Annotated in this window: 20 protein-coding genes and 2 pseudogenes; 11 read left to right on the top strand and 11 right to left on the bottom strand. The window is 61.7% G+C overall.

The genetic code is table 11. The features are described 5' to 3' along the window. Positions 1-19 precede the first annotated feature (19 nt). The gene (locus tag WJU18_RS16015) at positions 20-475 is read left to right on the top strand and encodes a RidA family protein (RefSeq protein ID WP_423453813.1); all 456 of its coding nucleotides are present in this window, start codon (positions 20-22) and stop codon (positions 473-475) included. Between the two features lie 6 nt (positions 476-481). On the opposite strand, the gene WJU18_RS16020 is transcribed toward WJU18_RS16015, so the two are convergent. From WJU18_RS16020 to WJU18_RS16055, 8 genes are all read right to left on the bottom strand, one after another. Beyond that, positions 482-1,675 carry an MFS transporter gene (locus tag WJU18_RS16020; protein ID WP_423453814.1) on the bottom strand — a complete coding sequence of 398 codons (1,194 nt, stop codon included), beginning with the start codon at positions 1,673-1,675 and terminating at the stop codon, positions 482-484. Further along, on the bottom strand, positions 1,672-3,039 hold the full coding sequence (rmuC, locus tag WJU18_RS16025; RefSeq protein ID WP_423453816.1) for a DNA recombination protein RmuC: 1,368 nt from the start codon (positions 3,037-3,039) through the stop codon (positions 1,672-1,674). The genes WJU18_RS16020 and rmuC overlap by 4 nt, the downstream gene beginning before the upstream one ends. A gap of 10 nt (positions 3,040-3,049) precedes the next feature. Next, on the bottom strand, positions 3,050-4,036 hold the full coding sequence (locus WJU18_RS16030; protein ID WP_423453817.1) for a 2-hydroxyacid dehydrogenase: 987 nt from the start codon (positions 4,034-4,036) through the stop codon (positions 3,050-3,052). Between the two features lie 14 nt (positions 4,037-4,050). Then, complete coding sequence (locus WJU18_RS16035; RefSeq protein ID WP_423453819.1) at positions 4,051-5,472, bottom strand: sodium:proton antiporter; 1,422 nt, start codon at positions 5,470-5,472, stop codon at positions 4,051-4,053. A gap of 93 nt (positions 5,473-5,565) precedes the next feature. Next, positions 5,566-6,756 (bottom strand): nicotinate phosphoribosyltransferase, encoded by a 1,191-nt coding sequence (gene pncB, locus WJU18_RS16040; protein WP_423453821.1) that lies wholly within the window; start codon positions 6,754-6,756, stop codon positions 5,566-5,568. 149 nt (positions 6,757-6,905) lie between these two features. Continuing rightward, a complete protein-coding gene (locus WJU18_RS16045) occupies positions 6,906-7,727 on the bottom strand; it encodes an ABC transporter permease (RefSeq protein WP_423453823.1) in 822 nt (273 codons plus the stop codon). Between the two features lie 3 nt (positions 7,728-7,730). Then, a complete protein-coding gene (locus tag WJU18_RS16050) occupies positions 7,731-8,582 on the bottom strand; it encodes an ABC transporter permease (RefSeq protein WP_423453826.1) in 852 nt (283 codons plus the stop codon). A gap of 95 nt (positions 8,583-8,677) precedes the next feature. Continuing rightward, positions 8,678-9,703: an ABC transporter substrate-binding protein gene (locus WJU18_RS16055; protein ID WP_423453827.1), complete on the bottom strand. Its 1,026-nt coding sequence runs from the start codon at positions 9,701-9,703 to the stop codon at positions 8,678-8,680. A gap of 263 nt (positions 9,704-9,966) precedes the next feature. Here WJU18_RS16055 and WJU18_RS16060 point away from each other — a divergent pair, with 263 nt between their 5' ends. The 5 genes and pseudogenes from WJU18_RS16060 to WJU18_RS16080 all read left to right on the top strand — a co-directional run bounded on the left by WJU18_RS16060 (position 9,967) and on the right by WJU18_RS16080 (position 13,317). After that, the gene (locus tag WJU18_RS16060; protein ID WP_423453829.1) at positions 9,967-10,380 is read left to right on the top strand and encodes a RidA family protein; all 414 of its coding nucleotides are present in this window, start codon (positions 9,967-9,969) and stop codon (positions 10,378-10,380) included. Positions 10,381-10,386: 6 nt separating this feature from the next. Next, positions 10,387-11,057: pseudogene (locus WJU18_RS16065) on the top strand (DUF1028 domain-containing protein). A gap of 79 nt (positions 11,058-11,136) precedes the next feature. Beyond that, the gene (locus WJU18_RS16070; RefSeq protein ID WP_423453831.1) at positions 11,137-12,096 is read left to right on the top strand and encodes a LysR substrate-binding domain-containing protein; all 960 of its coding nucleotides are present in this window, start codon (positions 11,137-11,139) and stop codon (positions 12,094-12,096) included. Between the two features lie 46 nt (positions 12,097-12,142). Beyond that, positions 12,143-12,469, top strand: coding sequence for a hypothetical protein (locus tag WJU18_RS16075; protein WP_423453833.1), 327 nt, complete (start codon positions 12,143-12,145; stop codon positions 12,467-12,469). Further along, positions 12,466-13,317 carry a M20/M25/M40 family metallo-hydrolase gene (locus tag WJU18_RS16080; RefSeq protein ID WP_423453835.1) on the top strand — a complete coding sequence of 284 codons (852 nt, stop codon included), beginning with the start codon at positions 12,466-12,468 and terminating at the stop codon, positions 13,315-13,317. Before WJU18_RS16075 ends, WJU18_RS16080 begins: the two co-directional genes overlap by 4 nt. Before the next feature lie 72 nt (positions 13,318-13,389). Here WJU18_RS16080 and WJU18_RS16085 read toward each other — a convergent pair whose 3' ends face one another. Beyond that, positions 13,390-14,640: a flavin-containing monooxygenase gene (locus tag WJU18_RS16085; protein WP_423453837.1), complete on the bottom strand. Its 1,251-nt coding sequence runs from the start codon at positions 14,638-14,640 to the stop codon at positions 13,390-13,392. A 213-nt stretch (positions 14,641-14,853) separates the two neighbouring features. Between WJU18_RS16085 and WJU18_RS16090 the strand changes: the two genes are divergently transcribed. The 5 genes and pseudogenes from WJU18_RS16090 (at position 14,854) to WJU18_RS16110 (ending at position 19,086) form a co-directional block, all read left to right on the top strand. Beyond that, on the top strand, positions 14,854-16,005 hold the full coding sequence (locus tag WJU18_RS16090) for an ABC transporter ATP-binding protein (RefSeq protein ID WP_423453839.1): 1,152 nt from the start codon (positions 14,854-14,856) through the stop codon (positions 16,003-16,005). Between the two features lie 21 nt (positions 16,006-16,026). Next, positions 16,027-17,049, top strand: a complete 1,023-nt coding sequence (locus WJU18_RS16095; RefSeq protein WP_423453841.1) for an NAD(P)H-quinone oxidoreductase — start codon at positions 16,027-16,029, stop codon at positions 17,047-17,049. Continuing rightward, a pseudogene (locus tag WJU18_RS16100) lies at positions 17,046-17,662 on the top strand (glutathione S-transferase). The gene WJU18_RS16095 and the pseudogene WJU18_RS16100 overlap by 4 nt, the downstream one beginning before the upstream one ends. A 5-nt stretch (positions 17,663-17,667) precedes the next feature. Beyond that, entirely contained in the window at positions 17,668-18,117 is a 450-nt protein-coding gene (locus tag WJU18_RS16105; RefSeq protein ID WP_423453843.1) for a type II 3-dehydroquinate dehydratase, read from the top strand. A 12-nt stretch (positions 18,118-18,129) separates the two neighbouring features. Then, entirely contained in the window at positions 18,130-19,086 is a 957-nt protein-coding gene (locus tag WJU18_RS16110; RefSeq protein WP_423453845.1) for a 2-hydroxyacid dehydrogenase, read from the top strand. 14 nt (positions 19,087-19,100) lie between these two features. On the opposite strand, the gene WJU18_RS16115 is transcribed toward WJU18_RS16110, so the two are convergent. Next, complete coding sequence (locus tag WJU18_RS16115; RefSeq protein WP_423453847.1) at positions 19,101-19,832, bottom strand: nitroreductase; 732 nt, start codon at positions 19,830-19,832, stop codon at positions 19,101-19,103. Beyond that, positions 19,808-20,272: an acyl-CoA thioesterase gene (locus WJU18_RS16120; protein ID WP_423453849.1), complete on the bottom strand. Its 465-nt coding sequence runs from the start codon at positions 20,270-20,272 to the stop codon at positions 19,808-19,810. The genes WJU18_RS16115 and WJU18_RS16120 overlap by 25 nt, the downstream gene beginning before the upstream one ends. Between the last annotated feature and the right edge of the window lie 219 nt (positions 20,273-20,491).

Below are 20,491 nucleotides of genomic sequence, written 5' to 3' on the forward strand. Positions count from 1 at the left end.
TGATTGAACGGATTTCCTCATGAGCATTCAGCAAAAACTTCAGCAGCTCGGCATCACCCTGCCCCCCGTTTCCGCGCCTGCCGCCGCTTATGTTCCCTTCGTGCAAACGGGCAATCTGGTGTTCCTTTCGGGCCATCTTGCCCGCAAGGACGGCAAGCCATGGGTGGGCCAGCTCGGCAAGGACCTGACGACCGAGCAAGGCCGAGAAGCGGCCCGAGCCATTGCCATCGACCTGATGGGCACCTTGCAAGCCGCCGTGGGCGACCTGAGCAAGATCAAGCGCATTGTCAAGGTCATGAGCCTGGTCAACTCCACGCCTGACTTCACCGAGCAGCACCTGGTGACCAATGGCTGCTCGGAGCTGCTGGGTGAAGTGTTCGGCGATGCCGGCAAGCATGCACGCAGCGCTTTTGGTGTGGCGCAGATTCCGCTGGGCGCTTGCGTGGAAATCGAGCTGGTGGCCGAGGTCGGGTAGATCAGCTTAGGGTGGATGATGGTCAGCCGGCGCCCCATCCACCTTCAACCCCCGGCTTGAGCGCACTCCCAGCGCCAGCATGCCGCCGACAAGCCAGAACAGCCCCCCCACGCCGATCACGGCGCCAAGCGAGCCGAACAGCATCGGCATCAGGAAGCTTGAGAAATTGAGGGTCATCACCCGCAGTGCCATCGCTTCACCCTGGCGGCTGGAAGGCGTGATCTGATGTAGCACGCTCATGATCATCGGTTGCACCGCGCCCAGCGCAAATCCCAGGATCACGGAGCAGGCACCCATGGTCACGGCGCCGGGCGCGAAGGGATAGAGCAGCAAGGCGCATGCCGCCACTACCGTCGACCACATCACCACCACCCACTCGGGTACCCGTTCGGCCAACATGGGCAGCACGACGCGCACAGCCGCCGCCGCAGCGGCGAACGCACCCAGCAAAAAGCCGATGGTGGAGGCCGACATGCCTCGCTCGTGTCCCAGAATAGGCACCACGAAGGTATGCACATCCCAGGCGGCGGCCTGCATCCAGTTCACGAAAAGCAGCAGCCGCAGTTGGGGCACGGACAGAAGATCCCACACCGAGCGCTGCTCGGTCGTCTCCTCCATCGGTTCCAGCGGTACATCGTGCGCACCGCGAAGCAGCCACAAACTGATCAACGGCAGCACGGCCAGGAACCCGAACGCCGCGCGGAAGCCCCATTCACTCGCAGGCTCGGGCCCGGCGTGGTCGATCAGCATGCCGGCGATCAGCGGTCCCAGGAAATTCGCCAGCGCGGGCGCAATGGCCATCCAGCTGAACACGGTTTTCAGCTCGCTGGTATTCTTGGCCGCGCGCCCCACATGGCGCTGCATGGCAATCTGTGTGGTCGCGCCCGCCGCGCCAGACAACAGCGCCGCCACGCACAGCACGGTAAAAACGGGCCATATGGCCGCCAGCAAGGCCGCCAGGGTAGCCGCTCCGATCGCCAGCCGCATCGGCAGGTGGAGGCCATGCCGGTCGGCCAACCTGCCGGCAGGCAGCGCCAGGAAGACCGGCGAAAGCGCGAACAAGGCCAGCATCACGCCAACCTGCACGGGTCTGTAGCCGATCTGAAGCGCGAGCAGCGGCGCCGCCAACCGCGTACCGGTCATGACGCTGTGCACGCACACTTGCGCCACCACCATGCGCAGCAATTCACGGCCTGTCATGGCGGGCTGTTCTCCGGATCGAGGGGTAGCAGATTCTGGGCTTCCTGATCTGGAAGCGCTTCAACCTGACGCAAGGCGCGGTTCATGACGTTGCTGCGCGTTTGCGCCTTGTCCAGCGTGTTGAGCACGGTCTGGGTCTGCTCTTTCACCCGCGAAAGAACGTCGCCAAATTTGCCGAACTCGGTTTTGACAGCGCCAAGCACCTGCCAGACTTCGCTGCTGCGCTGTTCCAACGCCAGGGTCCGGAAACCCATTTGCAGGGAATTGAGCATGGCCAGCAAGGTGGTCGGGCCCGCAAGCGTGACACGATGATCGCGCTGCAGCGCCTCCATCAGGCCTGGCCGGCGCAGCACCTCGGCATACAGGCCTTCGGTCGGCAGAAAAAGAATGGCGAAATCGGTGGTGTGCGGCGGCTGGACATATTTTTCCGCCATACCTCGGGCTTCCAGCCGAATGCGTGTTTCCAGGGCCTTGCCCGCCGCTTCGGCGCCGAGCGCATCGGCTCGCTGCTGGGCATCGAGCAGGCGTTCGTAGTCCTCGTTGGGAAATTTGGCATCGATGGGCAGCCACACGGGCGCACCGTCTTCCCCCCGGCCTGGTAGACGGATCGCGAAGTCGACCGGATTTTTGGTTCCTGGCCGGGTGATCTGTTGCGCCGCGTATTGTTCTGGCGCGAACACCTGCTCCAAAAGCGCGGCCAGTTGAGCCTCGCCAAACATGCCCCGCGTTTTCACGTTGGTCAGCAGGTGCTTCAGATCCCCCACGCCCTGTGCCAGCGTATGCATCTCGCCCAGCCCCTTGTGGACCTGCTCGAGTCGGTCGGCCACCTGCCTGAAGCTCTCGCCCAGGCGGGTTTCCAGGGTGGCCTGAAGCTTCTCATCGACGGTGCGGCGCATTTCATCGAGCTTGGCGGCGTTGCCATCCTGCATGCTCTTCAGCTGCGATTCCAGCGTGGCGCGCACTTCGCCAAGCCGACGCATGTTGCCCTCACCCATGGACTGAAGCTGCATGGCCAAGGTGTCCACCAGCGTCTTCTGCAGCAGTGTCAACTGCTGGCCGAAGGCATCGATCTGCGAGTTCTGAGTACGCGTGGCTTCGGCATTTTGCTGCGTAAGTGCTTGCTGGAATGTGCCTAGCGTCTGGATCAGCTCCTGCCGCCCGTCCCGGGAGGAGGTGCCGATCTCATGGCGCAACTGGCGCTCCAGCCGTTCCGAAGACTGGCCAATGGTCTGCAGCAACTCGCCGCGCGTAGGGACGTCATCCGGCCGGCGCGGGCGGCGCAGCAGCAACAGCACGAGCAGCAGGCCATTCAGCAGCAGAACCGCCAGGGCGATCAGCGCAATAACAGGGGTATCGAACGGCATCAAAGGAGCGTCATGCCTTGGCGATCACCTCTGGATTGAGCGGTGTGAGCGGTTTTCCATGGACGAGAAAGCCGATCAGGTTGTCTGCCGCCAGATTGGCCATGGCCATGCGGGTGGGAATGGAGGCGCTGGCGATGTGTGGGGTCAGGACGACATTCGGCACGGTCAGCAAGGCAGGATTGACCTGAGGCTCGCCCTCGAAGACATCGAGCCCCGCCGCGGCAATGCGCTTGTCCCGCAGGGCCTGCGCCAGAGCTGCGTCATCCACGATACCGCCGCGCGCGATATTGACCAACGTCGCCGTGGGCTTCATCAGCGCCAGCTCAGCCGCGCCGATGGTGTGGTGCGATTGTGGCGAGTACGGCACCACCAGCACGACATGGTCCGCGGTGCGCAGCAACTCTTCCTTGCTGACATAGCGCGCCTTGCATTCGGCCTCGGTGGCGGCATCCAGTTGGGTGCGGTTGTGATAGATCACCCGCATGCCGAAACCGTGTGCCCCGCGCTTGGCGATGCCTCGGCCGATACGGCCCATGCCGATGATGCCCAGCGTACTGCCGTGTACATCAGGGCTGGCGAACAGATCGTAGCGCCAGCGGTCCCATTTCCCGGCACGAAGCCAATGTTCGCTCTCGCTGATCCGGCGTGCGGTCGCCATGAGCAGCGCGAAGCCGAAATCCGCCGTCGTTTCGTCCAGCACCCCTGGGGCATTCGTGCCCAGCACACCTGCTGCCGTCATGGCGGCCACGTCGAAGTTGTTGAAGCCGACCGCCATGTTGGCGCAAATCTTCAGGCCAGGGCAAGCTGCCAGCAGCGCGGCGTCTACACGCTCGCTGCCGGTGGTGAATACGCCCTGCTTGCCCGCCAGATGTTTTGCGAATTCCGCGGGCGACCAGGCCTCATCGGCCTGGTTGGTTTCGACGTCGAAGTGTGCTGCCAGTTTCTCGATGATTTCAGGGAATATGGCGCGCGGGATCAAAATGCGCGGCTTGCTCATGCCGGAAGTCCTTGTCAATGGATGAAGATGAAAGTCACGAGGAGGAAGAGCGGCACCAAGATGCCGCAGCTCCACACCATATAGCCGAAGAAACTGGGCATGCGCACGCCCCTGTCTTCCGCGATGGCCTTGACCATCAGGTTCGGCGCGTTGCCGATATAGGTGTTGGCCCCCATGAACACCGCGCCAGCACTGATGGCCGCGAGCGTGGGCGCCAGCGTAGTCATCAGCATCTGCGCATCGCCGCCAGCGGTGTTGAAGAACACCAGATAAGTCGGTGCGTTATCGAGGAAAGACGACAGCAGCCCGGTGGCCCAGAAATACATGGCTGGGTTAGGAGAGCCGTCGGCATTGGTCACGGCGCGCACCACCGCGCCGAAGGGGCCGTTGGTGCCCGCTTGCAGCATGGCAATGACCGGGATGATCGTGAGAAAGATACCCGCGAACAGCTTGGCGACTTCCTGCATGGGGCCCCAGCCGAACTGATTGTCGGCATGCACCTTGGCGGGCGTGATAGCCAGCGAGACCAAGGTGACGGCAACCAGGCCGACGTCGCGGACGATACCGGGCAGGCCTACGTGAGTACCCAGAATATCGAACTCGACGCCGGGCGACCAGATGCCACTCATCAGGACCAGCGCCACGATGACGGCGAGCAGCCAGAAATTGACCGCGCCGTCAAAGCCGAAGCTGTGTGTATCAGGCGTGGGGTCGGCCCGGGTCACCCCTTCCTTGCGGTAAAGCCAGCTGTCCAGCAGGAAGAAGATGACCAGCAGCGCGCCGACCAGGAACAAGGTGTCGTACCAGATGTGGCCCACCGTCCAGAAGAACGTCACGCCCTTCAGAAAGCCCAGAAACAGCGGAGGATCCCCCAGCGGCGTGAGCGAGCCGCCAATGTTGCTCACGATGAAAATGAAGAAGATCACCACGTGCGCGCAGCTTTTGCGGTTGTCGTTCGCCCGGATCAGCGGACGAATCAGCAGCATGGAGGCGCCCGTGGTTCCCATGAAGCTCGCCAGTACTGCACCAATGGCCAGAATGCCCGTATTGAGCAGTGGTGCGCCGTGCAGATTGCCCCGGATGTAGACCCCACCCGAGACCACGAACAGCGCAGTCAGCAGCAGAATGAAGGGCACATATTCGGCCAGAAGCGCATGGACGAAACCCGACGCGGCCACGCCGGGGCCGAACACCACCGCAAACGGGATGAAGAAAGCCAGTCCCCAGGCAGCCGCCACCTTGCCGAAATGATGGTGCCAGAACGCGGGTGCCAGCAGAGGCATGAGCGCGATGGACAAGAGAATGCCGGCAAACGGCACGCCCCAGAGGGGCGAAAGCGCTGCTCCGTCGAGCGTGGCAGCCTCTGCGGGGGCTGCGGCCAGGAGAGCCAGGGCGAAAACGAAAGCGCTGCGGCGCAAGAAGTGCAAAAGGGTCATTCTTTTATCTCGGGACTGGCGCCAAGGTGTCTCGTCGCGCCTGGATGCCGGCCAGGAAAATGCGCCAGGTACGCATGGTACGTGCGCAGAATACTATGGCGCATCGATCTCGAACACTTGGCGTAAATAGCTCAGATAGCCCTCGTCATCCACCATGGTCTTGCCCGGCGTATCGGAGATTTTCGCCACGGGCTGGCCATTGCACTGCACCATTTTCAGCACGATCTGCAGCGCGTCGGGCCCAAGGTCGTTGGTCAGGTTGGTACCGACACCGAAGGCCACCTGGATACGGCCGAAAAAGCGCTCGAACAACTCAATGCAGCGGGGGATGGTCAGGCCGTCGCTGAAAATCAGGACTTTGGTACGCGGATCGCACCGGTTGGCCTGATAGTGCTCGATCATGCGTTCACCCCAGTTGAAGGGGTCTCCGGAGTCGTGCCGGGCGCCGTCGAACAACTTGCAGAAGTACATATCGAAGTCGCGCAGGAAGGCGTTCATCCCGTAGACATCGGATAGCGCGATGCCGAGATCGCCCCGGTATTCCTGGGCCCATTTCTCGAAGCCGAACACCTGGGTGTCGCGCAGCCTGGGGCCGAGGGCCTGGCACGCCTGAAGATATTCGTGCGCCATGGTGCCCATGGGGCGCAAGCCGAGCTCCTTGGCGAAGAGCACGCTGCTGGTGCCGGTGAGTTGCGCCTGTGGCGTGTTGGCGCCCAGCTTGTCTTTCAGGGTTTCCAGCACCTCGCGTTGCCATTCGCGCGAAAAACGCCTGCGGGTACCGTAGTCGGCAATTCTCAGCTCCTCCAGGCCAGGGGTGCCCAGCTTGGCGATCTTCTCGTTCAACCTGCGCCGGCCTTCCGCGAGGTCCAGGTTGGGATGGCTGTTGCGGAAATAGACCTCGCTGACGATGGCCAGCACGGGAATTTCGAACATGATGGTGTGCAGCCAGGGGCCGCGCACACGAATGTCGATCTCGCCGTTGTCCAGGGGGGTGAGCGTGATGTACTTCTCGTTCAGCTTGAACAGGCCCAGGAAATCGACGAAATCGCTCTTGATGAAGCGCATGGAGCGCATGTACGCCAGCTCATCCTCGGTGAAGCGAAGTTGGCAGAGCTGCCGGATCTCCTCGCGGATCTCGTCGATATAGGGCGCCAACTGCACGTTCGGGGAACGGCATTTGAATTTGTATTCGACCTGCGCACCAGGAAACTGATGCAGCACCGCCTGCATCATGGTGAACTTGTATAGATCGGTATCGAGAAGACTCTGGATGATGCCGGGCATGAATGTCTCTTATGCCGCGCCAACGCCGGGCGGCCTATTCATGCCAGTGTAGCGGGATCGGCTGAAGAAGGTGGCGCAAAAGCCCCTCCTCGTCATTCCCGCGGAGGCGGGAATGACGAGGAGGAGTAGCAAGGGCTATTAGCTACTACCTAGTGGTTGTCTTCGATATTGAGTATCTTCCCCAAACCCAGGAAGTAATTGGCGAACGCGAGTACGCAGGCTGTGACGGCGATGTAGACCACCGAGAGCGCGGCCAGCGTGGGGTCGGCGAACTCGCGCACATAGTTGTACATGGACACCGGCAAGGTTTGCGTTTCCTGCGTGGTCACGAAGAGCGACGCCGTGAACTCGCTGAAAGACATGATGGCGGCAAAGAGCCAACCACCGAAGAGGCCAGGTGCCAGCAGCGGAATCGTGATCGTGAACAGCACCTTCAGCGGAGGCGCCCCGAGGCTGGCCGCGGCCTGCTCCAGGCGCTCGTCCAGGTTCTCCATCGAGACGTACACGCTCCGGAGGACGAAGGGCAAAACCAGCATCACATGGCACAGAATGACAATGCCATAGTTGCGGTGCATGGAAACCTGCGACACCAGGATCAGCAGGCCCAACCCCAAGGTGAAATGCGGCACCACGAGCGGTGAATGGAGAATGGCCAGCAGCGTTTCCTTGCCTTTGAATTCGAGCCGTTTGACCGCGATCGACAAGCAGGTGCCGACCACCAGGGCCACGACGGAAGACCACCCGGTGATGATCAGGCTAGCCCGAAAGCCGTCCCGGAAATCCGGATAGCTGAAGACCCGGGCAAACCATTTCACCGAGTAGGACTCAGGCGGAAAGGTGATGATGGCTTTTTCGTTGAAAGAAGCCAGGGTAACCACCACCACTGGCAGCAGCACGAAGGCCAGCAGCAAGGCGATCAGCACGGGGCCGCCCACACGCAGCGGCCAAGGTAGGGAATTTCTGATTTTCATGACTCAATGCCCGCCGATGGTCTTCAAGCGCTTGGTAAATAGCCCCAGAGCGAGCAATGCCGCGGCCGTCAGCATCAGGCCCATCACGCTCAGGCTGGCAGCCAGTGGGAAATTCATCGAGGAGAAGCCGAGCTGGTAGACCAGCGTCGAGACGGTCGGCACGCGGCCTCCACCGATCATCTGTGGCGTGGCAAAGGCGCTGAAAGTCCAGGCGAAAGCGGTGGTGATGCTGGCCAGGATACCCGGCATCGACAGTGGCAAGGTCACCGTGAGAAACGTTCGGACAGGACCCGCGCCCAGGCTCTGGGCCGCCTTTTCGTAGTCCCGGTTGATGTGGGAGATCGCGGTGGCGAGCATGAGCACCACGACGGGAATGGTCACGTGCACCAGCGCCACCAGCACGCCGAGGTGGGTGAACATGAGTTCCAGGGGCCATTCGATCAGGCCGAGCTTGCGGAGCGCGCCGTTGATGAAGCCGTTGCTGCCCAGCACGGCAATCCACGAATAGGTGCGGACGATCTCGCCCAGAAACAGCGGCGTGATCGAAACGACCAGAATGAAGGACTTGAGCGCGCGATTTTTCACCCGCACCAGCGCGTAGGCCAGCGGATAGGCCGCCAGCAGCGAGAGGACCGTCGTTTCCACGCTCAGCAACAAGGTATTGGCGAAAGCATCCAGATAGATCGATTTGCCGAGGCCCTTGAAGTTGTCCCAGGTGAATCCGCCCACATCCAGCGAGCCGGGGATGAAGGCCCGAAGGCTGAATTGCAGCACCGCCAGCAGCGATACCGCGATGCACACCGCGACAATGACCGCTGGCGAGACCAGCCAGACCCGTGGATCGGAACGACGCATTCCCAAACCTTGCTCTCTACCTGTTGGAAGGAAGGGCCCCGCTGCAGAGTGCCGCGAAACCCTCTCTTGAATGACCCTGAATGGCTAAACCAGCGTCAGTTCATGATGTTTTCAGTGAACCATTTGCGCCATTCGGCGGTCTTCTCGGCACGCAGTTTGTCATCGATCACGATGGTCTGCGTGGCCCACTGCTCCTTGGTGGTGAACACGCCCGGCAATTTGGCATCTTCCGCCGAAACCACGGCGTTGTCGATAACCGGGCTGGCCTTCTTGGAGGCCACGATCTTCGACTGCACCTCGGGCGACAGCGCAATGTTCATGAACTTATAGGCCAGATCGGCCTTGGTCGAGCCTTTCATGATGCCCATGGTGTCGACCCCCAGCACGGCGCCTTCCTTAGGCATGGTCACCTTGATCGGCACGCCTTGGCTGACCATGTGATAGGCGTTGATCGAGAGAATGACTTCCACCGGGGTTTCACCCGTGGCGATCAGTTGCTGCGCGTTGGCGTCGTTGGTGTAGAAGGCCTTGAAGTTGGGTTTGAGCGCCTTGAGCTTCTGCTGGCCTTTTTCCCACGACTTGGCGTCACCACCCGACAGCATGGCCGACACCGCGATGATGTGGCTCGGATCAAAATCGGGCGCGCTGAGCTTGCCCTTCAGGGCGGGGTTCCACAGATCGTTCCAGCTTTCGAACTTCATGCTGGGCGGCACCAGGTCCGCACGGTAGCCGATGGAGTAGATATAGGCCCAACTGCCGATGTGGTACGGACTGATCTTGGCACGATCGACCAGATGGCTGTAATTCGGGATTTTGGAGGTATCCAACGTTTCGAACAGGTTGCTGCCCGCATACAGCCAGCCCACGTGCGAGGTGGTGAATGTGATGTCGCTTTCAGGCTTGGAGGCCAGCTTGGCCTTGTTCAGGCGGTCGATCGTGCCGCCAGTCACGTATTTTACGGGCACGCCCGTCTGCTTGGTGAATTCCTTGCCGATGTTCTCGTCGATGAGATCACGGAAACTTCCGCCCCAGGTGCTGACCACCAGGGCATCCTGGGCCCAAGCCGCTGTACCACTCAGAGTGGCAGACAACGCACACAGTGTCAAAAGCTTGCGAATCATGGATAGTCCTCAATCGAAAAGTTAAACAAGGGTTGATTCAAGTCACGACATGGATGATGAGGAAAGATGTATCTGCCAGCCAAGTCGCCTTTTACATATAGGTGCCTCAAATTTCCTGATGGCCGTCCGCCTGTCTAGGGGTCTACCCGAAGTCGGAAATTCCTAAATGACCGGCCGGAAAAAACAAATGGCGCCGGCGGGCAGTCAGGGCGAGGATGCCTCCCTCAGCTCTTTCTTCTGCTCTTTTCCTGGCGCGACCCAACATGAAGCACACCCGTATTCGTACCTTCAACACCAAAGACACCTATCCAGAGCAAAAGCTCGACAACGATCTGTGCCAGGCAGTGGTCGCCCGAGGCAGCACGGTTTTCCTGCGGGGTCAGATTGGCCAGAACCTCGACACTTCGGAAAGCGTTTGCATCGGAGATGTCGCCGGGCAAGCCGAACAAGCCATGGCCAATATCGCCATGCTGCTGAAAGAAGCCGGCGGCGAGCTGGAGCATATCTGCAAAATCACGATCTACATCATTGATCCGCGCTATCGCGAGGCGGTCTACCGGGTGGTCGGCCGCTGGCTCAAGGGTGTGTTCCCGGTCTCGACGGGCATTGTGGTTTCTGCCCTCGCCCGTCCGGAGTGGTTGGTGGAAATCGATGCCACTGCCGTCATCCCTGACTGATCCGCCATGACTTTTTCCATCATCGCGCGCTGCCCCGCCACCGGTCAGTTCGGTGCCGCGGTAGCCTCATCTTCTCCGGCCGTGGCCTCGCGCTGCATCCGCGGGCGCAAGGGGTGGGTTCCGCCGCCAGCCAGAACATCACGGATCCGGATCTGGGTCCGCTCGCCCTCGATTTGATGGCAGGCGGCGCCACGCCTGAGCAGGCGCTGGCCGAGCTGCGAAAGCGCCCATTCATTGACTACCGGCAGTTGATGCTCATCGACGCACACAACCCGCCTGTGGTGTTCACCGGTGCCCAGGCTTTGGGTACCCTGGCCAGTGTGGTGGGCGCCCATGCGGCCTGCGCCGGCAACATGCTGCGCACGCGCAGCGTGCCACAGGCCATGCTCACGGCTTTCGAGCAGGCGGAGGGCTCTCTCGCCGAGCGGCTGATGCAGGCGATGCTCGCCGGCCAGGCCGCAGGCGGCGAAGAAGGCCCGGTGCACTCGGCCGGCTTGCTGGTCTATGGCGAGCAGAACTGGCCTGTCGTGGATCTGCGGCTGGACTGGGTGGAGCATGATCCGGTGCAGGCGCTTTATGCCACCTGGAAGGTCTATGAGCCTCAACTGAAGGACTACATCACCCGGGCCTTGGACCCTCGCGCGGCGCCGAGCTTTGGTGTGCCGGGTAATCTCTAGTCGAGCCTGAGACCATCTTCACAAAGGGGGCCGGTACACTGAGCGGTTGGCCTGCAGCCCTCTTTTTTGACCTTCCTACATGCTCAACCGCATCTCCCTGCGACAGATGGAGTATTTTGTCGCCACGGCCAAACACGGCAGCATCGCCACGGCCTCGGCACAGATCCATATTTCCTCGCCTTCGATTTCCGCGGCCATTGCCCACATCGAGGCTGAGCTGAGCGTGCAGTTGTTTGTGCGCCATCCGTCCAAGGGGCTCGGCCTCACGGCGATTGGCACGCTGGTACTGCAGCAATGCGAAGACGTGCTGAGCCAGTCCTCACGCCTTTATGAAATCGCTGCCGAATCAAGCGCAGCCATTCAGGGCTCCCTGCGCGTGGGAAGTTTTCAGTCTTTGACAGCCATGATTGCGCCGGAAGTCATCTTCGGGTTTTCCCGGGCGTTCGACCGGGTGGAGCTCCAGATGGTGGAAGGCGATCAGGAAGTCCTGATGAACAAGCTGCGCGCTTTGGAAATCGATCTGGCCATCACGTATGACCTGCATCAGGGCGACGACATCGAGTTTGAGTGCCTGGCGACACTGCCGCCTTACGTGCTGGTAGGCGAGGTGCATCCAATGGCACAGTTGCGGACCATCACCCTGGAAGAGCTGGCGCCACAACCCCTTGTCCTCCTTGATCTGCCCATGAGCCGGGACTACTTCACCTCGCTCTTTGCCAAGGCAGGTTTGACACCCAACATCGTGGCGCGTTCGAGCTCCACGGAAGTGGTGCGCTCCATGGTGGCCAACGGAATTGGCTATGCCCTGTTCAACATCAGGCCCAAGTCCAATCTGTCGCTTGATGGTAAGCGCACGGTACGCGTTCGCCTGGCCGGCGAAAATCGGCCGATGCTGCTGGGCCTGGCCACCTACAAGGCAATGAAACAATCGCGGCTGACGCGCGTCTTCATGGAACGCTGCCGCGCCTATATCTCCGACCAATATATCCCCGGGATGAGCTCGTCGGCATTCTTCGATCGCTATGTCTCGGGCTCCTGAATACGTCCAACTGCCGCTTTCAACCGGTTTTCAGAGTTCGACCACCATGAAAAAATCACCCTCCTCCGACAGCATCGCCCTGCTTGAGACGCTGGTTTCCTATCCTTCTGTATCGCTCAAGCCCAATGTGGGACTGATTGAAAAGGTCCAGGAGATCCTGGCGGAAGCCGGCATTGAATCCTTCCAGGCACCGGATCCGGAAGACCCGACCCGGACCAATCTTTTCGCTAGCGTGGGCCCTCAAGGCATCCCGGGGGTGCTGCTTTCCGGCCATACGGATGTGGTACCTGTCGAAGGCCAGCCCTGGACGTCGCCCCCTTCGAGGCCACGCACAAGAACGGCCGGCTCTACGGGCGCGGCACCGCCGACATGAAAGGATTCGTCGCCTGTGCGGTCACCGCCATGGTGGCGGCCGCTCGCCAGCCGCTCAAGCGCCCCTTGCAATTGGCACTTTCCTTTGATGAGGAGATCGGCTGCGTGGGCGTGCGCCATCTGCTGCGCCGCCTGGAAGGCACCCTGCCCGCCCCCTATCTTTGCATCGTGGGCGAGCCGACCCTCATGCGCATAGGGGTCGGGCACAAAGGCAAGGCAGCTTATCGTGCCGTCTGCTGCGGCCAGGCGGGCCATTCCGGCCTGGCACCGCGGTTCATCAACGCCGTGCACATGGCGAGCGATCTTGTCGCTTCCTTGCGCGACGTTCAGCGCGAACTCGCTGAAACCGGACCCCGCGAGGAAGGCTACGGCGTGCCCTACACCACGGTACACGTCGGCACCATCCGCGGCGGGCGGGCCTTGAACATCGTGCCCGACGAATGCGAACTGGGTTTCGAGATCCGCAACGTATCGCAGGACCAGCCCGAGCAGATCCTGGCCCGGATCCTGTCCAGGCTGGCAGAGCGCACCAAGCAGGATGCCGTGCACCCCGAGGCGCCCGCGCCGGACATCCAGATGGTCAACAGCTATCCCAGCCTGAACACGGCCGAAGATGCTCCCGCCGTGGGGCTGCTGGCTTCGCTGCTGCCGCCGGGCACGCCTCGCACCAAGGTCGATTACGGCAGCGAGGGCGGCCTTTTCAAGCAAAGCTGGAACGAGACACCGGTGCTGATCTGCGGGCCCGGCAGCATCGAAGTGGCGCACAAGGCCGACGAATACGTCGAACTCTCCCAGATCGATGCCTGCGACCGGATGTTGCAGGGCCTTGTCGACTTCCTCTGCCAGTAAGTCCAGAACAGGCTCTCGTCATTCCCGCCTGCGCGGGGGCCGGCCATGCGGGAATGACGGGGAGAGCTTCATTTACGGCTTGGTATAGGACATGTATCCGTTCTGGAGCACGATGTGGTCAGCGATGTACTTGGCGTCGTGCCAAACGCCATAAATGAAGGAAGACGCCCTGTTGACCAGATTCGGCAAACCCAGGAAATAGATGCCGCTTTCCGCTGAAATGCCGCGTTTGTGGAAAGGATCGCCCTTTTCATTGAACGCATTTACCTTCAACCAGCTGTAATCAAACTTGAAGCCGGTCGCCCACAAGATGGTGGTGACGCCAGCCGCTGCGAGGTCGAGGCTCAGAATCGGCTCTTTGAGGCAGTCGGGGTCCGGGAGCAGTTCCCAGGCATCGGGTTCAGGCGGCAAAGGCAAGCCGTTCTGCTCGATATAAGCATCGGCTTCGCGCAGCACGTCGAAGTAGGCCTGGTCTCCGTCGGCGATATTGCGGGCCAAGCCCTCCTCGAAATCGAGGACACCGTTGCGATACGCCTTGGTCAGCCCCACCAGGGTGATGCCCATGTGGGCCAGTCGGCGGAAATCGACCGTCTTGCCTCCCTCGTAGCCGCTCACCGCGAAAGCCACATGCTCTTTCTTGGGACGGATCTTGACTTCGTCCCACAGCCCGAGCGCACCCAACCACCAGCAGTAGTCACGGTCGCGGTAGGAGCGCGGGGGCCGATAGTGCTCGCCGACCGACAAATACACCGTCTTGCCGGCTTTGCGGAGCTCCTCCGCAATCTGCGATCCGGACGCGCCCGCGCCCACCACCAGCACCGCGCCTTCCGCCAGTTGCCCCGGGTTCTTGTAGGTCGATGAGTGCAGTTGCTGGATGCCGCTGTTCTCGGGCACGATTTTTGGATAAGCGGGGATCTGGAAAGGCCCGGTCGCCGCCACCACGTTGTCTGCCTCGATCACGCCAGCCGATGTAGTCACCTTGAATCCTGGGCGGCCTTGGTGGCGTTCCACCTGACTGACTTCCACACCCGTGCGCACGGGCGCCTTGATCATGCCAGCGTAGTCCTCGAAGTATTGGGCCACGCGTTCTTTCGCCGGGAATACCTCTGGCGAAATGCCCTCGAACTTCTGCCCCGGGAACCGGTCATGCCAGGCCGGCCCGTTGGCGACCAGAGAATCCCAGCGCTCCGAGCGCCAGCGCTCCGCGATCCGATGGCGTTCGAGCACGATATGCGGCACGCCCATCTGAGAAAGATGCTCGCTCATCGCTATTCCAGCTTGGCCAGCACCGACCACGAGGGTATTGATTTTTTCAACTGACATAGGGCTTTCCTGAAGGTAATCGGGACCGGAACGGAGCACGCAGGCATCCGTTGTCGATATCAGGGAGTGTGGTCAAGCGCACCCGGTTTGGAAATCACGCTTTTCGAACTCAGGGCTTAGGAAAAAGCAAAGCGCGGGCATTTCGTTTTTTTTGAAGGGTCGGATCAATTTCGGCAAAGACCCCATGACGGCGGTTTGCCTTATCGTTCTGCCATGAAAGTAGCCAACGCGCCCGCATCGCCAAGCAGCCCACGCCTCCCGTCAGAAGCCGACATCGCCGTCAGCCTGCAAGATGTGGTGAAAAAATACGGAGAGCACACCGTGCTGCATCAGCTCTCCTTGGATATCGGCCGGGGAGAGTTCCTTACGCTGCTGGGTCCTTCGGGCTGCGGCAAGACCACGCTGCTCAACCTCATCGCGGGCTTCGCGGGGGCCGACGAGGGAGAGATTTTCATCGACGGCCAGCCGGTCACCAGCGAGCCTCCACACCAGCGGCAGATCGGCATCGTCTTCCAGAACTACGCGCTGTTTCCGCACATGACGGTCGAGCGCAACATCGGCTATGGCTTGCGCATGCGGGGCGTCGCCAAGGACGAGGTAGCCCGGCGTGTGAAAGACGCCATGGCCATGGTGAAGCTTGACGGCTTGGGCCAACGCAAGCCGCGCGAGCTCTCAGGCGGACAACAGCAGCGCGTGGCCCTGGCTCGGGCCCTCATCATTCAGCCCAAGGTGCTCCTGCTCGACGAGCCCTTTTCGGCCCTTGACAAGAGTCTGCGCGGCTCCATGCAGGTGGAGATCCGTGAAATCCAGCGCCGGCTGGGGCTCACCACGGTGTTCGTGACCCACGACCAGGGCGAGGCCCTGGCCATGTCCGATCGCATCGCGGTGATGTCCGCAGGCGCCATTCGCCAGATAGCCCCGCCTGCCGAGCTCTACCAGAACCCTCGAGACCCCTTTGTCGCCTCGTTCCTGGGCGATGTGAACATTCTGCCTGCCCATCACCACGGAAGGACCGCCTCGGAGATACAGCTGCGCCTGGGCGCCGGGCTGCTCAGCTTGCCGCAGGAGCGCCTGGTGGGTGCGTCGCACGAAGGCCAAAGACTGGACTTGTACGTGCGCCCGGAACACATCACCCTGGAGAACCTGCACCCCGGTTCGGTGTTGAGCGGCACGGTCATCAACCATGTCTTCCAGGGAGATCACATAGACACCTTCGTCGACGTCGCCATCCCCCCGATGACGGTTCGCCAGGTGGTCACAGTACGTAGTGCCGGTCCGGGGGCGTTGCATCAGTGGCCCGTAGGTTCGGTCGCGGGCCTGGCCCTGCCGAATGAAGGCGTCAGCGTCTTCGCTTCTTCGAAGTAAACCTCAAGACAAAGCGACCCCATGCCCTCCATGCCCTCCCTCCCCTCCTCCATGCAAGCGGTCATCGCACGTGAGCCTGGCAATGCCAGCGTGCTGGCATTGGCCGACCGCCCAGTACCCGAACCTGGAGCCGGGGAAGTCCTGTTGCGGGTGCTGGGTGCCGGCGTCAACAGGCCGGACATCATGCAGCGCCAGGGCATTTCCAAGCCCGCGCCTGGCGTGACTGATGTGTTGGGCCTGGAAGTATGCGGCGAAGTGGTCGCCTGCGGTCCTGGCGTAGATGGCGCCTTGGCCGGCCGGCGGCTCATGAGCCTGGTTCCCGGCGGCGGCTATGCACCTTGGTGCGTCGCCGCGGTGGATCATTCCTTCGCCGTGCCTGAGCGCCTGTCTGACGCTGAAGCCGCGGCACTGCCGGAAGGATTGTTCACCGTGTGGCACAACCTTTTCGAGCTGGGCCGGCTGCGCATGGGCGACACTCTGCTGGTCCACGGCGGAGCCGGCGGTATCGGCACCCTGGCGATCCAGATGGCCCGCGCAGCAGGAGCCACCGTCATCATGACGGCCAGCGATGAAACGCGCTTCGAGGAGCTCAAGGCCCTGGGGGCCGACGCCACGATCTGCTGGCGCACCACTGATTTTGTGCAAGCCTGCCTGGAGCGCACCGAGGGCCGAGGGGTGGATGTCGTGCTGGATGTGGTCGGCGGTGACTATGTTCACCGCAACCTGCAGGCCATGGCCTTTGGCGGCCGCCACGTCAGCTTGTCCTTCATGCAGGGCTCGGCGGTTCAGATCGAGATGCTGCAGCTCATGCAAAAGCAGCTCAGTCTGCACTCATCCACCATGCGCCCTCAAAGCCGCAGCGAAAAGGCGCGCATGGCCCAAGGCATTGGGCGGCATGTCATGCCCTTGGTTCAAAGCGGCCGGATCGGGCCGCGCATTCACCACACCTTTGCATTGAAAGATGCGGCGGCTTCCCACGAGATGCTCGAAAGCGGTCAGGTTTTCGGCAAGCTGGTGCTGATTCCCGAGGCAGCAAACCCATGAAACTTCTATTCGCACCTACCTCGCCTTTCGTCCGCAAGGTGATGGTCTGCGCCCATCTGACGGGCCAGGCCGCCGACATTGAATGGCTTGACAGCGCCGCCCATCCGGTTCGGCGAGACGCCAGAATCGCCGCCCATAACCCGTTGGCCAAAGTGCCGACACTGATCCTGGACAACGGCCAGGCGCTCTACGACAGCCGCGTGATCTGCGAATATCTGGCCAGCCGCGCGGGCGCCAGCTACCTCTTTCCAGCCGCTGGCGACGAGCGGTGGACGGCGCTGACGCGGCAAGCGCTGGGAGACGGAGTGCTCGATGCCGCTTTGCTCGCGCGCTACGAACACACGGCGCGCCCCCTGAATTCCAATGGCCCACCTGGCGGGAAGCCTTGCTGACCAAGGTCGCGGCCGGCCTTGATTCGATCGAGGCCATCGCGCCCACGCTGGCCCTGGAACAACCCAGCATCGGTGAGATCACGATCGGCAGTGCCTTGGGGTATCTCGATTTCCGGTTCCCTGAATTCGATTGGCGCGCGCAGCATGAACGCGCGGCCCGTTGGAACGAAGCGTTTCAGAAGCTGCCGGCCATGCAGGCCACCCGACCCTACGAAAGCTGACCACCATGAGCGACATCACGATCTGGTTCCTGAATGGCCCCAACGCCAATCTCTATGGCCTGGATGCCAACAAGACCTACGGAACCGACAGCTTCCCTGTCCTCCAGGCGCGCTGCGAAAAGAAAGCCGCCTCACTGAATGCCTCATTCAGGTTCCTCCAATCGAACTATGAAGGCCAGTTGATCGACTGGATCCAGGAGGCGCGCGGGGTGGCGGATGGCATCATCATCAACGCCGCCGGGCTGACCTACACTTCAATCCCCATTCTCGATGCGCTGATGTCCTTTCCCGGCAAGATCATCGAAACCCACATGAGCAACATCTGGAAGCGGGAGTCCTTCCGCCACCATTCCTACATCTCCAAGGTGGCCGATGGCATCGTGGCCGGCCTGGGCGGCGATGGGTACGAGCTGGCCATCCAGGCCATCGCGGATCTGGTGCGCAAGAACAAATAGAGGCAAGACCTGATGAGCATGTCCGAAGCCGCGCCTTCCGGTGCGCTGGCCTTTCACAGCGACTTCGATGATTTCGAAACCTGGAAGCGTGCCATCCAGGCCCAGTTGCCCGATCTGAAGATCGTGCACGCCAGTGCGATCGAAGACCCGCGGGACATCCACTACGCGCTGGTCTGGAAGCCGCCCGAGCGCTTTTTCGACCGCATGGACAACCTGCGGCTCATCATCAACCTGGGCGCCGGGGTGGATTCACTGGTGCGCCGGGACGACTTGCCCGCGGGTATCCCGATCACCCGGATCAACGACCCGCAGATGGCGCGGATGATGGCTGGCTATGTACTTTTTTCGGTGCTGCGGCATGCACGGGATATTCCCTTCTTCGAGCAAGCCCAGCGGCAAGGGAAATGGGCCTACCGGCATCCCCGCTCGCCTGAAGAAGTCACTGTGAGCGTACTAGGGCTGGGGCAATTGGGTGCCAAGGCCGCTTACGAGCTTCAGCGCCAAGGCTTCAAGGTGATCGGCTGGTCGCGCAGCCCGGCGCAGGTGGAGGGTGTGGAGTGCCTGGCCGGCATGGATACCCTGGACGCGGTGATCGGGCGAGCGGACATCCTCGTGCTGATGCTGCCACTCACGCCGCAGACGGCCAGGCTGTTCAATCGCGAACGGCTCGAAAAGATGCGGCCCGGCAGCGCCTTCATCAATGTGGCCCGGGGGGCTTTGGTCGATCAGGCCGCTTTGACCGATCTGCTCCGCAGCGGGCATATCGGCGGGGCCACGCTCGACGTCTTTGAGCGCGAGCCGTTGCCGGCTGACGATCCCTTGTGGAGCATGCCCAACGTGCTGATCACTCCGCACCTGGCCTCGGTGGCGATCCCGTCATCTTCCGCCACGCAAATCGCGGCCAACATCAGGCTCGTATCAGCGGGCAAGGCACCGGACAATGTCATCGACCCCTCACGGGGATACTGACCGCGCTCTTGGCTTTAGCTCAGCCAGTGCGTGAATGATTCCACGGGCTCGCGTGGCGTGCTGTAGGTATTGACCTTGGCGCTGGTATCGGCATGGCCCAGCGACAGGCCGCACACCAGCATCTCTTCGGCGCTGGCGCCAATGTGCGGCAGCACGATGTGGGCATAGTTGTTCCATGCCGCTTGCGGACAGGTATGCAGGCCGCGGGCACGGGCAGCCACCATGATGTTCTGCAGAAACATGCCATAGTCGACCAGGCTCCCCTGCCCCATGACACGGTCCAGTGTGAACATCATGCCGACTGGCGCATCGAAGAACCGGTAATTGCGCTGATGCTGCGCGTGCATCCTGTCCCCGTCGCCCTTGGCGATACCCAGCAAGCCATACAGGCCCCAGCCGCACTGGCGCCTGCGGGCCAGATAGGGCTCAACCCAGTGCCTGGGGTAGTAATCGTAGTCGGGGCGAAACCTGGCCTCCAGTTCGGTGTGCTCGCGCAAGGCATCGTGCGCGGCGCACACTTTCTCGCTCAGCCCTGCCTTGGCATCCCCCTGCAGCACATAGACTTTCCAGGGTTGGGCATTGGAGCCAGACGGCGCGCGGGTAGCCACGCGCAGGATGTCCTGGATCATCTCGCGCGGCACCGGGGTGGGCAGGAAGGCGCGGACGCAGAACCTGTTTTCTATGGCCGCATCAACGCTGGCCTGATCGGCAATGGGTGCATTCAGTTGGGAGGTATCGGAGGACATAGGAGTTGCTCCAGAACAGCTTTGAGCTTCGGTGGAAGAGCGGCGGGGCGCCGCGTTTCGCGGTCCACGTAAACATGGACAAAATGGCCCTTGGCGGCGGTTTTTTCCTCGCCCTGGGCAAACAGCCCGACTTCATAGCGCACGCTGGAAGAACCGATGTGCGCCACGCGAATGCCGGCTTCCACCGTCTGGGGAAATGACAGCGGCGCGAAGTACTGGCACTGCGTTTCGATGACGAAGCCGATGGTGCTGCCCTTTTCGGTGTCCAGCGCGCCTTGCTCTATGAGGTGCGCATTGACGGCCGTATCGAACCAGCTGTAGTAGATCACGTTGTTCACGTGGCCGTATTGGTCGTTGTCCATCCAGCGCGTGGTGATGGAGCGGAAGGCGCGATAGCTGCCGCGGAGTTCGGGTTGCGGGCGAGTGGAAGGCGAGTTCATGGCTTCATTCTGCCAGCGCCCGCCAGCCCCTCTCACCGCCATGCCCTGGCTGAGACTTGAGGTTTTAGAAAGGCCTGTCTAAAAGTGCTGCAATGCACCAAAGCACTATTGCAATACTTTTTCAGGTCCCTAAAATTCAACCCATGCTGCACTGCAACAAAGAAGTAGCGGTTCAGGCGGCAAACGAAACCCCTTTTGAAACCATCTTTTGGAGAGACA

Origin of the sequence: Ottowia sp. VDI28 (assembly GCF_049532675.1) — a bacterium.
Classification (GTDB): domain Bacteria; phylum Pseudomonadota; class Gammaproteobacteria; order Burkholderiales; family Burkholderiaceae_C; genus Ottowia.